The 13,289-nt window shown below is 63.4% G+C and carries 12 protein-coding genes; 8 read left to right on the top strand and 4 right to left on the bottom strand.

From position 1 onward, the window contains the following. Positions 1–115 precede the first annotated feature (115 nt). The 7 genes from O9Z70_RS04205 (at position 116) to O9Z70_RS04175 (ending at position 7,953) form a co-directional block, all read left to right on the top strand. Entirely contained in the window at positions 116–901 is a 786-nt protein-coding gene (locus O9Z70_RS04205) for an SDR family oxidoreductase (RefSeq protein ID WP_286021247.1), read from the top strand. Between the two features lie 156 nt (positions 902–1,057). After that, positions 1,058–1,888 (top strand): 3'(2'),5'-bisphosphate nucleotidase CysQ, encoded by an 831-nt coding sequence (cysQ, locus tag O9Z70_RS04200; protein ID WP_286021246.1) that lies wholly within the window; start codon positions 1,058–1,060, stop codon positions 1,886–1,888. Positions 1,889–2,029: 141 nt separating this feature from the next. Then, entirely contained in the window at positions 2,030–2,578 is a 549-nt protein-coding gene (locus O9Z70_RS04195) for a PadR family transcriptional regulator (RefSeq protein WP_286021245.1), read from the top strand. 12 nt (positions 2,579–2,590) lie between these two features. Then, entirely contained in the window at positions 2,591–3,856 is a 1,266-nt protein-coding gene (locus O9Z70_RS04190; RefSeq protein WP_286021244.1) for an efflux RND transporter periplasmic adaptor subunit, read from the top strand. A 41-nt stretch (positions 3,857–3,897) separates the two neighbouring features. Further along, on the top strand, positions 3,898–7,215 hold the full coding sequence (locus O9Z70_RS04185; protein WP_286021243.1) for an efflux RND transporter permease subunit: 3,318 nt from the start codon (positions 3,898–3,900) through the stop codon (positions 7,213–7,215). 117 nt (positions 7,216–7,332) lie between these two features. Further along, positions 7,333–7,563, top strand: a complete 231-nt coding sequence (locus O9Z70_RS04180) for a type II toxin-antitoxin system prevent-host-death family antitoxin (protein WP_286021242.1) — start codon at positions 7,333–7,335, stop codon at positions 7,561–7,563. Positions 7,564–7,566: 3 nt separating this feature from the next. Beyond that, positions 7,567–7,953 carry a type II toxin-antitoxin system death-on-curing family toxin gene (locus tag O9Z70_RS04175; RefSeq protein WP_286021241.1) on the top strand — a complete coding sequence of 129 codons (387 nt, stop codon included), beginning with the start codon at positions 7,567–7,569 and terminating at the stop codon, positions 7,951–7,953. A 6-nt stretch (positions 7,954–7,959) separates the two neighbouring features. Here the strand turns inward: O9Z70_RS04175 and O9Z70_RS04170 are convergent, their stop codons facing one another. Continuing rightward, positions 7,960–8,508, bottom strand: a complete 549-nt coding sequence (locus O9Z70_RS04170) for a methyltransferase family protein (RefSeq protein ID WP_286021240.1) — start codon at positions 8,506–8,508, stop codon at positions 7,960–7,962. A 122-nt stretch (positions 8,509–8,630) separates the two neighbouring features. On the opposite strand from O9Z70_RS04170, the gene O9Z70_RS04165 reads away from it, so the two are divergent. Then, the gene (locus O9Z70_RS04165; RefSeq protein ID WP_286021239.1) at positions 8,631–9,557 is read left to right on the top strand and encodes an alpha/beta fold hydrolase; all 927 of its coding nucleotides are present in this window, start codon (positions 8,631–8,633) and stop codon (positions 9,555–9,557) included. Here O9Z70_RS04165 and O9Z70_RS04160 read toward each other — a convergent pair. From O9Z70_RS04160 to O9Z70_RS04150, 3 genes are all read right to left on the bottom strand, one after another. Beyond that, positions 9,496–10,872, bottom strand: a complete 1,377-nt coding sequence (locus O9Z70_RS04160) for a cytochrome P450 (protein WP_286021238.1) — start codon at positions 10,870–10,872, stop codon at positions 9,496–9,498. The two genes, O9Z70_RS04165 and O9Z70_RS04160, sit on opposite strands and share 62 nt — an antisense overlap. Positions 10,873–10,956: 84 nt before the next feature. After that, complete coding sequence (locus O9Z70_RS04155) at positions 10,957–12,852, bottom strand: ABCB family ABC transporter ATP-binding protein/permease (RefSeq protein ID WP_286021237.1); 1,896 nt, start codon at positions 12,850–12,852, stop codon at positions 10,957–10,959. Continuing rightward, on the bottom strand, positions 12,852–13,169 hold the full coding sequence (locus tag O9Z70_RS04150) for an ArsR/SmtB family transcription factor (RefSeq protein WP_286021236.1): 318 nt from the start codon (positions 13,167–13,169) through the stop codon (positions 12,852–12,854). The genes O9Z70_RS04155 and O9Z70_RS04150 overlap by 1 nt, the downstream gene beginning before the upstream one ends. Positions 13,170–13,289: the final 120 nt, after the last annotated feature.

The raw sequence follows: 13,289 nt of genomic DNA, 5'->3' as shown, positions 1-13,289 counted from the left end.
ATAGAGCTCGTGGTGAGCCTGTCGAAGGATGAGGTCTGCGACAGGATAGGGATCGACACCGCCGACAACCATTGCCCGGTCTTCGCGTTGCCTTTGCAGGACATGGAGGACTGCAATGGCTTTATTGGACGGCAAGGTGGCGCTGGTGACCGGGGCCGGGTCAGGAATCGGCAAGGCGACGGCCTTGGCCTTGGCCCGCGAAGGGGCCGCCGTGGTGGCGATGAGCCGGACCCGGGACGAGGTCGAGGCGACGGCGGCCGAAATCGAGCGGGGCGGTGGCCAGGCCATGGCGGCGATGGCCGACATTACCGACGATGACGGGATGAAGGCGCTGGTGGCCGCGACGCTCGAGCGTTTCGGGCAATTGGATATCGTGGTGGCCAATGCCGGGATCAACGGCGTCTGGGCGCCGATCGAGAGACTGGCGCCGGAGGAATGGGACCATACGATTTCGGTCAATCTGCGGGGCACCTATCTCACCATCCACCACACCGTGCCGGCGCTGGAACAGGCCGGCGGCGGGGCCATCGTGGTGGTATCCTCGATCAATGGCACCCGCACCTTCACCTCGCCGGGCGCCAGCGCCTATTCGGCGACCAAGGCGGGTCAATTGGCCATGGTCCAGCAATTGGCGCTGGAGCTGGGGCAGCGGAAAATCCGTATCAACGCGGTGTGCCCCGGCGCCATCGAGAGCGAGATCGACGACAATACCGAGCGGCGCGACAGCGAGGAGGCCGGCATTCCGGTGGAGTTTCGCGAGGGCGACATTCCCCTCACCGGCGGCAAGAGCGGCAAGGCCGAGGATGTGGCGGACGTCATCCTGTTTCTCTGTTCGGACGCGGCGCGCCATGTCACGGGAACGCCGGTATGGATCGATGGCGGGCAGAGTTTGTTGCGCTGAGCTCCATTGAAGGAAAAAGGTGCTCCGGCCGGCGGTTGCCAGCGCGGAACGCGGAGCGTAAAGCACCCTCATCCCGTTCCCGAGCCGGTGAGCCGATGAGCCGATGATGAATGCCTTGCCCGCCCCAGTGCCGCGCCTCGATATCGGCGGGGCGGCATGAGCGCCTTCGGCAAGCAGGCGCCCACGCCGTCGCCGACCGAATTGGCGGTCGAGGCCGCCATTGCCGCCGCCGAAGTGATCCGCGACGTCTATCACCGGCCCATTCAGGTGGTCACCAAAGCCGATGGCTCGCCGGTGACGGAGGCCGATGCCGCCGCCGAGGCGGTCATCATCGCGCATCTGCAAGCCAGCGGCCTGCCGATCCTGGGCGAAGAAAGCGTCGCGGCGGGGATCGTGCCGGTGCTGGGCGAGCGCTATTTCGTCGTCGATCCACTGGACGGCACCAAGGAATTCATCAAGCGCAACGGCGAGTTCACGGTCAATATCGGGCTGGTCGAGCATGGGCGTCCGGTCATGGGCGTGGTGCTGGCGCCGGCAAGCGGGGAAATCTTCGCCGGCGATGCGGACGGCGCCTGGAGCGGAACGGTGGTCGATGGCGCCGTGACCGGGCGGCGGGCGATCCAGGTCGGCTGGCTGGCGCGCCCGCGGATCGTGGCCAGCCGCTCGCATGGCCATGCGGCGCTGCAACGGCTGAGCCGGACGCTGGACGTGGAAAGCGACGTCTCGGTCGGCTCGTCACTGAAATTCTGCCTGCTGGCGCGCGGCGATGCCCAGCTTTACCCCCGCTTTACTCCAACCTGCGAATGGGATACCGCCGCCGGCCAGGCCGTGCTTGAAGCGGCCGGCGGCGCCGTGGTGACGCTGGATGGCGCGCCGATGCGCTACGGCAAGGGAGACCGGGATTTCCTCAATCCGTTTTTCGCCGCCGCCGCCAGCCTGGAACTGGCGCAAAAAGCGGCAGCGGAAATGCGGATCCTGCTGGCATAGACCGCGACGCGTTCCCGGTACGGGGCTGCAACCAGTGCTTAACCGGTCCGCGGTTTCCGGCCCCGAAGCTCTTGCGATAGGACCGGCCTGCATATATAGCCCCAGCATATATCGGGCGATCATATGTCCCAGGAATAGTCAATGAACGTGAAAACGCTGTGCCTGTCGATTCTCTATTATGGAGAAGCGAGCGGCTATGACATCCGCCGGCTGTGCACCGAAGAAGAATTCGCCTATTTCGTCGAGGCCAGTTTCGGGTCGATCTATCCGGCGCTGGCCAGGCTGGAAGAGGAAGGCTGCGTCACCAGCCGCACCGAGCAGCAGACCGGCAAGCCGGCGCGCAAGGTCTATTCCATCACCGAAACCGGCCGCCGCATCTTTGCCGAGGAACTGGCCGAACCGCTGGGCGAAGACATATTTCGCAGCCCGTTCCTGCTATTCGCCCGTTTCGCCCATATCCTGCCGCCCGATCTGGTGGAGCAGCGCTGCAATGAATTCCTCGCCCGCACCGTGAAGAGCCGCCAAAGGCTCGACGAGGCAGCGGCGCGGGAGGGGCGCAATCCCACCGACCGGTGGATCATCGATTATGGCCGGGCGGTCATGGAGGTTGCGGAGGCGCATATGCGCACCCATATGCACGAACTCGTCACAATGGCGCGAGCCGAGCCACGCAAAGACGCGGCCGAATAAGGATACGAATAGATGCGCGCAATGTTTTCCTACGGCCTGGCGCTGGTGATCCTGTTGCTGGCCGGCGCCTGGATGGCGACCGGCACCCTGGTGCATGGCGGCCATGGCCCCGGCAAGGGCGAAAAGCCGCTTATTTCCGTGATCGAAGGCGAAGAAGACGGGCCGATCGCCAGAGCGCTCGGCAATGCCGGTCTGTTGGCCGAGCATCATGCCCCCGCCATCGACCCGGCCCTGACCATTGCCCAGCGTAACGAGGCGACCACCGGCGCCGCCGCGCCGCTGCAAAGCGTGCGCATCCAGACCTATATCGCCCGGCCAATGCCTATCGAAGTGCCGCTGCGCGGCCGCACCGAGGCCAAGGCGACGATCACCGCCGTGGCCGAAACCGCCGGCACGGTCGATGTCGTCCATGTCAGCAAGGGAGAGCGGGTCGCCGTGGGCGATGCGCTCTGCACCCTGGACCAGGGCACGCGCGCCGCCGCCTTGGCCCAGGCCGAAGCCGGCATCGCCCAGGCCGAGGCCGCCCTAGCGCAGGCGCAACTGAATTTCGACACCAATGCCGATTTGCGCAATCGCGGCCTGGCCGCCGCCAATACCGCCAATGCCGCCGAGGTGGCGCTGGCCCAGGCCCGGGCGGGGGTCAGCCAGGCCCAGGCCGGGCTGGACAATGCCAAGGCGGAACTGGAGCGCACCGAGATCGTCGCCAAGGTGGCCGGCCTCGTGCAGGACCCGCTCGCCGTGGCTGGCGCCATGCTCAATCCCGGCTCGCCCTGCGCGACCATCGTGGAACTCAATCCGATGATCTTCACCGGCATGGTCCCGGAGGCCCATATCGGGCTGGCCCGGACCGGGCTCGAGGCCAGGATCAAGACGGTGACCGGCCAGGACGTGGTCGGCAAGGTGACCTATATTTCCTCGGTGGCCGACAATGCCACCCGCGCCTTCCGCGCCGAAATCGAGATTCCGAACGACGATTACGCCATCCGCGACGGCGTGACCGCCGAAGCCATCGTCAATGTCGGCACGGCGCCGGGGCACCTGCTGCCGCAATCGGTGCTGACGCTGGATGACGAGGGCACGCTGGGCGTGCGCACGGTGGAGGACGGCGTGGTCGCCTTCTATCCGATCACCATTGTCAGCGATACGCGCGATGGCGTCTGGGTGACCGGGCTGCCGCTCAGCGCCGACGTCATCATTGTCGGGCAGGAAAACGTCACCTCCGGCCAGCATGTCGAGGCCAGCCCGGCCGCCGCAGCCACCGAAACCACCGCCAGCTAGGGACTCCCGAGATGCTCGATTTCATCGAAAGAATTCTCAGGATGCCGCGGGTGGTCCTGACGATCATGGTGATCATCCTGGTGGCCGGTACGGGCGCCTATATGTCGATGCCGAAGGAGAGCTTCCCGGCCATCGACGTGCCCTATCTCTATGTCTCGATCAGCCAGACCGGCGTGTCGCCGCGCGACGCGGAAAACCTGCTGGCCAAACCGGCCGAGGAGGAACTGGCCAACCTGCCGGGCCTGCAGAATATCAGCTCGACCGCAACGACCGGCCATGCCTCGGTATTCCTCGAATTCGACATCAATACCGACAAGGACCAGGCGCTGCAGGATACGCGCGCGCGCATGGACGCGATCAAGGCCAAGCTGCCGGCCGACGCCAACGATCCGAGCGTGAATGAAATCGACCTGATCGGCATGCCGATCATTTCGGTGGCGGTCTATGGTTCCGCCCCGGAAAAGGAATTGGTGCGCCGCGCCGAGCAATTGCAGGACGCGCTGGAAGGCATCAACGAGGTGCGCGAAGCCAGTCTGTCGGGGGCCCGCAAAGAGCAGCTGGAAGTTCGAGTCGACCTGTTGCGCCTGGAAACCTATGGCCTGACCGCCAATCAGCTCTTCGACGCGCTGGCCCGCAACAATATGGTGGTGCCGGGGGGCACGCTCAATACCGGGCAAGGCGCGTTCAATATCGAAGTGCCGGGACTGATCACCACGGCCGAGGACGTCTATAGCCTGCCGCTCAAAACCGATGGCAATACCATCGTCACCTTCGGGGACGTGGCCACGATCACCCGCACCCTGGCCGACGCCACCGAATATACCCAGGTCAACGGCTCCCCTGCCCTGATCCTGGGCGTCTCCAAGAAGCTGGGCACCAATATCATCGACGTCTCCGACAAGGTGCGGGCGGTGACCGAACAGGTGGCCGCGGACTGGCCGGCGGGCGTGACCTATTCCTTCTTCCTGGACCAGGCCGAAACCACCACGGCCCTGTTCCGCTCGCTGGAAGCGGCAGTGCTGACCGCCGTAGCCCTGGTGCTGATCACCTGTATCGCCACCTTGGGCGTGAGGCCGGCATTGATGATCGGCCTCTCCATCCCGCTATCGTTCATGATGGCCTTCCTGGTCGCGGACATGCTGGGCATGACCATCAACATGATGGTGATGTTCGGGCTGGTCATCGCGGTGGGCGTGCTGGTGGACGACCCGGTAGTGGTGGTCGAATATGCCGAGCGAAAATTGCAGGAAGGCGTGCCGAAGAAGGAAGCCTTCATTCTGGCCGTGCGCAAGATGTTCGTGCCGGTGGTGGGGGCCACGGCCACCACACTGGGCGCTTTCGTGCCGCTGCTGTTCTGGCCGGGCATTATCGGCAAGTTCATGAGCTATCTGCCGATGATCGTGATCATCGTCATGGTGGCCTCGTTCATCTCCGCCCTGATCTTCATGCCGGTGATCGGCTCGATCATCGCCTCCAGCCATGTGGACAAGAAGGAGAAGGAAAAGGCCGATATCGTGATGTATCCGGACAAGTTCGACACCAGCAAGGTGAGCGGGCTGACCGGCATCTATGTCCGGATCATGGACAAGCTGCTGCACTGGCCGCTGCCGACCCTGGCGGTGGGCTTCGGCATCATCGCCACCATCTTCGTCGCCTATGCGATGAACCCCACCGGCACCGAAGCCTTCCCGGCCTCGGAGCCGGAATTCGCCACCGTCGCCGTGGTGGGCAGGGGAAATTACTCGCCGGAAGAAATCCGCGACATGATGGTGGAGATCGAGAGCGAGCTGTTGCAGGTCCATGGCATCCAGGACGTGATCATGCAGTTCGGCTCGACCGGCGCCTTCGGCTCGACGCCGCCCGACACGCTGGGCAATTTCCAGCTGCAATTGACCAATTGGAACCATCGCGTTCCGGCCTCGGAGATCTTCGCGGATATCCGCGAGCGGGTGGCGGGCTTTGCCGGCCTCGATATCCAATTGCTGGCGGCCGAGAATGGCCCGCCGGCGGGCAAGGACATCAATCTGCGGGTCGAAAGCAGCAATTACGACGATCTGGTGCCGGTGGTGACCGCGATCCGCGACCATTTGGCAAGCTGGCCGGAAGTGGTGGATCTGGAAGACGGCCGCCCCTCGCCCGGCATCGACTGGCAGATCACCATCGACCGCGCCGAAGCCGGCAAATACGGCATCGGGGTGCGCGAATTGGCGCCCTATGTGCAGCTCATCACCGCCGGGGTGAAACTGGGCACTTATCGCGACGCGGAAACCGGCGATGAAATGGATATCCGCGTACGCCTGCCCCAGGAGGAACGCACATTCGATGCGCTCGATTCCATGCGCATCGCCACGGCGCAGGGCCTGGTGCCGGTGTCCAATTTCATCGAGCGCAAGGCCGTGCCCAAGGTCGCCAATATCCAGCGGCGCAATCAGGTCTACACCATGCCGGTGGCCGCCGGCCTCACCAACCTGGCCGAGGGCATCTATCCCGCCGACAAGGTGCAGGAATTGCAGGGCTGGATCGCCGAGCAGGATTTCCCGCAGGGCGTGGCCGTGACCTTTGGCGGCGCCGAGGAGCAGATGGGCGATGCCAATGCCTTTATCGGGCAGGCCATGATGATGGCCATGGCGCTGATCTTCTTCATCCTGCTGCTGGAATATAACAGCTTCTACCAGGTGATGGTGACGCTATCGACGGTGATCATGTCGGTGGCGGGCGTGTTGCTGGGCATGCTGGTGACCGGCATGAGCTTTTCGGCGATCATGACCGGCCTCGGCATCGTGGCCCTGGCGGGCATCGTGGTGAAGAACGGCATCGTGTTGATCGATACCTATAACGATTATCACCGCCACCAGAATGTCGAGGCGGTGAAGGCGATGCTGCTGACGGTGAGCCAGCGCGTTCGCCCGGTGCTGCTGACCGCGTTCCTGACCGCTTTGGGCGTGATCCCGATGTGGGCGAATATCGAATTCGATTTCATGCGCCGCGAAATCGTCATGGGCGGGCTGGCCGGCTCGTGGTTCGTCCATCTGTCGGCCGCTCTGGTTTCGGGACTGTTCTTCTCCACTGCCCTGACGCTGGTCATGGTGCCGGTGATGATCACCGCTCCGACCGTGATGTGGAAGCAGATCAAATGGCTGGGCGCGCTGTTCGCCTCTCTGGGTCAGTGGATCGCCAGCCCGTTCCGCCGCGGCCAGCCCGTCGCGGCGCCGGCGGGCTTCGACGGGGTGGCCATGGAAGTGCCCGAGGATGGCGGTGCTGACGGCACCAAGCGCTATATCGTCTCCAAGGAGGCCGGGCTGACGGAGAAGGACGCCAGTGGCGTCGCGGTGGTCAACCGGCGAGACGCGGCGGAGTAAGCACCCTGCCCCAACGAAACGATCGAGGCCCGCAGCGATGCGGGCCTTGTGTTTTCTGGCTAAAATGGCTAAATATGCAATTAGCTAAATCAGCTAATGGAGCAGGAAATGGCTGACATGTCGGCAACAGACGCCAAGAACAAGTTCGGTCAGGTGCTGGAAATGGCCCAGGCCGCGCCGGTGCATATCCAGAAGAATGGACGCGACGTGGCGGTGGTGCTTTCGGCCGAGCAATATGCGGCGTTGCAGCAGGACAGCAATGCGCCGCGGGTAAATCCGCTGATTGTCAAGCTGCATGGCGAAAGCATGAAACGCTGGGGCAAGGTTTACCAGGCATTGGCCAAGTAGCCCATGACCGAGCGCATCTATCTCACACTCGACGACATTATCTGGATTCACGACGAGCAGATCCGGCATTATGGCGGGGCCAGCGGCATCCGAGACGAAGGACTCGTTCTGTCTGCCCTGCTCCGCCCCCAGACCGGATATTATGCCGACGTCATCGAGGAAGCCGCCGCCTTATGGGAGAGCCTGGCGATGAATCATGGTTTCATCGATGGCAATAAGCGCGTGGCTTTCGCAGCAACCATTATTTTCCTCCAGGCGAATGGCGTCGAACCGCTTGGCAGTGAGCAGGAATGGATAGAATTCATCTATTCCAATCTCGAAGCCGGCACGTTTCGCAAGGAAGTTCTGGAATCCTGGCTGCATGCCCATACCGGGCCGCTTGAACCCTAATCCGGGCTAGCCCAGCTTGGGCAGGAAGAAGCCGGTTCGCAGCTTATAGGCGGCATAATCGGCCGAGAGCGGCGAGGCTTCGAAATGGCTCTCTTCCATCCGCGCGGCCGCTATGTAGAGCCAGAGCAGGATGACAACGCTGGGTATGGCGAGAAGCGACCAGGACGCCATGGCCCAGCCGAACCAGAAGATCGAATACGAGACATAGAACGGGTGCCGGACGAGGCGATATGGCCCCTGATCGACCAGCGAATGGGGATGTTCGGGATCGAACACGAAGCGCAGCCGGGCCTGCCGCGACGCCATTATCGCGGCGCAGAAAATCCAGACGCTGAACAATTGGATCATCAACCCGACGACCTGCGCCAATATCGGCTGGGTGCTCAACCAGGTGAGGGCCAGCATGATGATGGTCGAGGCCGTGACTGCGGCGGCGATGATCCGCGCGCCCGGCGGCATCGCATCGGACTGGAAATGATTGCGCACGGACCAGATATAGGCGCCGACCACGGCCATGCCGGTCAAGGTCACCAGCCCGTCGAACAGGGTTTCCATAACGCCACTCCCCAACACGATCCGCGCGCCGCCTAGCCAAAGCTACAATATCTTAACCGAGTGCGGAAACCCCTCCTATAGAGATGGGCCCCATAATGCACTTCTCGCGAAGGAGTGCCCTCATGACTATTGCCTGTCCCACGATGCGCCTGGCCAGCGGCAGCATTGGTTATCGCGACAGCGGCGGCAAGGGCATGCCCATTCTGTTCATCCACGGGGTCTGCGGCAGCAAGGAAGTTTTCGAGCACCAATTCACCGCGCCGCTGACCGACATGTTCCGCCTGATCGCCTTCGACCTGCCGGGGCATGGCGCATCGGAGGATGCGGCACATCCAGCGGAGGGCTATTCCATCCGTGCGCTGACGAATATTTCCGTCGATGTGATGAACTATCTGCGCCTCAAGCAGGCGCTGGTGGTCGGCTGGTCGCTGGGCGGCCATATCGCGATGGAATTGATGGCGCGGTTTCCCGAGCGCCTGGCCGGGGCGGTGGCTATCGGCGCACCGCCGCTCGCCCCCGGCCGGCTGGCGCCAATGCGGGCCTTTCACGTCCACAAAGGCATGCTGCTGGGCCGCAAGGCCCGCTTCACCACGCGCGACGCCGAGCGCTGGCAGGAGCTGTGCTATGGCCCCGAGCCCGACGGCATGCATTTTGCCGCCATCCTGCGGGCCGATGGGCGGATGCGCCCGGAAACGACCAGGAGCCTGCTCAGGGGCGGCATTGCCGACCAGCGGCGGGTGGTCGCGACCTCGCCGGTGCCGCTGGCGCTGATCAATGGCGCCGACGACCCGATCATGCGGGTGAAATATCTCGAAAAACTCGCTTATGCCAATCTCTGGGAAGAGCGCTCGCATCTCATCGCCGGCGCCGGACATGCGCCCTTCCTGTCCCATCCCAACAGCTTCAACGTATTGCTGCACCGCTTTGCCAGCGATATGGCGCGCCGTTTCCCGGCGCCCTATCTGATCGAAAAGGGCCAGGCGCCGCTCAGCCCATCCGCTTTCGGGCATGCAGCCGCACCCAAATCCCCCCGACGGGCCGCAAGGTAATCGAGGGCAGGAAGCTGACCGGCCTGTCGGTCAGCCGCTCGACATCGAAACGCCGCGCGATGGTCGCCAGCAGCAACATGGCCTCCATCATGGCGAAGCGGTTGCCGATGCAGATTCTCGGCCCGCCGCCGAAGGGGAAATAGGCGAAGCGCGGCAGCTTGCGGCGGAAATCGCCGGCCCAGCGCTCCGGCCTGAAGGCCAGCGGATCCTCGAAATAGCGCGGGTCGCGCTGGGTGATCCAGGGGCTGAGGATCACGGTGGTGCCCTGCTTGATCTCATAATCGCCGATCCGCACATCGGCGCGCGCCTCGCGCCCGATGGCCCAGCCCGGCGGCAACAGGCGCAACATCTCGATGACGGCATGTTCGGTCAGCTTGAGGTTCGGCAGGTCATCGGGCGTGACCGGGCGACCCGGCGCAACCGACTCGACCTCCGCGGCAATGGCAGCCTGAATCTCCCGGTGCTGGCCCAAAAGATGAAAGCCATAGGCCATGCTCAGTGCCGAGGTCTCGTAGCCGGCGAGCAGCATGTTGCAGATCTGGTCGCGCAGGGCCTTGTCGGTCATCGGCCGGCCTTGCTCGTCGCGGGCCGACATCAGCAAGGAGAGAAATCCGGCCGAGGCGTTCTTGCCGGCGCGGTTCTCGGCAATCACCCGATAGACCATACGTTCGAGATGGGCGATGCCCTTGAGGTAACGCCGATGGCCGGGCAGCGGCACCCAATCGGGCACGACGACAGGCCGGGAAAAGCGCGCCGCGACTTCATCGATGACCCAATAGGCGGCCTGCTCCATGGCTTCCAGATCGTCGGTCACATCGGCGTCGAGCAGGGTCCTGGCGGCGATTTGCAGCCCCAGCGCCATCATCTCGCGATGCATGTCGATTTCCTGGCCATCCCGCCAGCTATCGAGCTTGCGTTCGGTCAATGCCACCATATGCGGGCCATAGGAGGCCAGAGGTATTGTGGCGAAGGCCGGCGCGGCCAGCTTGCGCTGGCGCTGCCATTCCTCATCCTCGGCGGTGAACAGCCCATTGCCCAGCAGGGCCTCAAGCTGGCGCCAGAACACCTTGTTCTTGGTGAAATGCTGGTTCTGCTTGACCAGAACCTGTTCGATCAGGTCGGGATTGTTGACGATCAAAGCCGGGAAGGTCCCGAGCCGCAGCGCGGTCATGTCGCCATATTGGCGGGCGCTGCGCTCGAAAAAGCCGAGCGTGTCGCGGCTCATGTCGAGCAGATGCCCGAGAATGGGCAGACCTTTGGGTCCATCGGCAAGCCGAACCGGGGGATTTTCGCTGCTTAATTGCGTGCTGGTCACATTGCACCGTGTCGACAAATCCCGCACCGGGGGACGGGCGGGATTTGAGCATAGCGGGGCAGGCAGCGCCAGAGGTTCCCGGGTTTATTCAGCCGCCGGGATGCCGCGCTTGACGAAACCATCGGGGTCGTCCTGCGTGCGGGCGAGGAGTTCTTCGGCCTCATTGGCTTCGCGCTGGCGGTTCCACATCTGCGCGTAGAGGCCATTATGGGCCAGCAGCGCTGCATGATTGCCGCGTTCGGCGACCTGGCCGTCGCGCAGGACGAGGATTTCGTCGGCATTGACCACGGTGGAGAGGCGGTGGGCGATGACCACGCTGGTGCGGTTGCGCGAAACCTCATCCAGCGCCGCCTGGATATTGCGCTCGGTCTTGGTGTCGAGCGCCGAGGTGGCTTCGTCGAGAATGAGAATGGACGGGGCCTTGAGAATGGTGCGGGCGATGGCGACCCGCTGCTTCTCGCCGCCGGACAGTTTCAGGCCACGCTCGCCCACCGGCGTATCGTAGCCACTGGGCAAGCTCTCGATAAAGGTCCCGACCTGAGCCATGCCGGCCGCTTCGCGGATTTCCGCCGCCGACGCATCGGGCCGGCCATATTCGATATTGTAGCCGATCGTGTCGTTGAACAGCACGGTGTCCTGCGGAACCATGCCGATGGCCGAGCGCAGGCTTTCCTGCGTCACCTGGCGCAGATCCTGCCCGTCAATGGTGATGCGCCCGCCGGTGACGTCGTAGAAGCGGAACAACAGGCGCGAAATCGTGGATTTGCCGGCGCCGGTGGGCCCGACAATGGCCACGGTCTTGCCCGCCGGCACCTCGAAGCTGACGCCCTTGAGGATCGGCCGTTCCGGGTCGTAATGGAAGCTGACATCCTCGAAGCGGATGACCGGGCCGGTGATGGCCAGCGGCCTGGCATCGGGCTTATCGACAATCTCCGGCTCCCGATCGAGCAGCTTGAACATTTCCTCGATATCGGTGAGGCCCTGGCGCAGCTCGCGGTAGACGAAGCCGATCATATTGAGCGGCCGGTATATCTGCAGAAGAAAGGTGTTGAGCAGCACGAAATCGCCCAGGGTCAGCCGTCCATCCATGACGCCGAGAATGGCCATGATGGAGGCGACAAGGAAACCGCCATAGAAAATGACGGCCTGGCCAAAATTGAGAAAGCCCAGCGAGGTCCAGATGCGGATGGCGGAGCGTTCATAACCGGCCATGGCCTGGTCGAAACGGCGCGCTTCCATCTGCTCGTTGGCGAAATATTTCACCGTCTCGAAATTGAGCAGGCTGTCGATGGCCTTGCCATTGGCGTCGGTGTCGGATTCGTTCATCTCGCGGCGAATGGCGATACGCCAATTGGACGCCTTGATGGTGAAATAGAGATAGGCCCAGATCGTCACCACCAGCACGCCGAGATATGAAATCCCGAACAGCCAGACGAAGACCACCGCCACCACGACGAATTCGACGATGGTGGGGGCGATGTTGAGCATGGCGAAACGAACGATGGTTTCGATGCCCTTGGTGCCGCGCTCGATGACGCGGGAAAGCCCGCCAGTGCGCCGTTGCAGATGGAAACGCAGCGACAGGCGGTGCAGGTGGTGGAAGGTCTGGAGCGCCAGCTTGCGCACGGCATGCTGGCCGACGCTGGCGAAAAACACGTCGCGCAATTGCTGGAAACCGGCATCGATGACATTGCCCAGCGCATAGGCGACGACCAGGGCGACCGGCACGGCAAGGCCAAGGATCAGCGCGCCGTTGGGGGCCGAGCTGTCGAGGCTGTCGATAATGCCCTTATAGGCGAAGGGGATGAGGGTGGTCGCGACCTTGCTCGCCAACAAGGCCGCAATGGCCAGCACCACGCGCCAGCGCAGGTCGGGCCGATTTTCGGGCCACATATAGGGCCAGAGATTGCGGATAGTAGAAAATATGGAGCCTTCGTCCGCGCTGACGGACGGCTTATTCTCAGTGGTGTCAGATGCCATCAGGCCGGTTCCGCTTCCTTGCTGGCGGCTGGGGTCAGGCCCTCGAGGAGGCCGAAGAAAGCGGCGTTCAATTCCGCCAGCTTGTCCTGGCGGATGCAATAGCGATTACGGGTGCCATGCGGCTTGCGCTCGATGAGGCCGGCATCGAGCAAGACCTTGATATGCTGCGACACGGTGGATTGCGCCAGGGTCAGGCTTTCGGTCACATCGGCGCAGCAGCACTGCCCCTGCTGCTGAGTGGCCAGAATGCGCAGGATTTCCAGGCGCACCGGATGGCCAAGGGCCCGCATAGTACTGGCAATGTCGTCGTCACGCATGGCATCGCTCGTTTGCGCATGAGGATTGCGGAACAAGAGCTCCGCAGACGCCGCTCATGTTTGATCGGTTATTGGCGATGAAGATGGGACGTCCGGCCGGAAAAATCAATAGAGCGCGGC

Source organism: Devosia sp. YIM 151766 (assembly GCF_030285925.1).
In the GTDB taxonomy this organism is placed as follows: Bacteria; Pseudomonadota; Alphaproteobacteria; order Rhizobiales; family Devosiaceae; genus Devosia.
The sequence above is the reverse complement of the archived record's forward strand: the minus strand, read 5'-3'. Positions and strand labels throughout refer to the sequence as shown.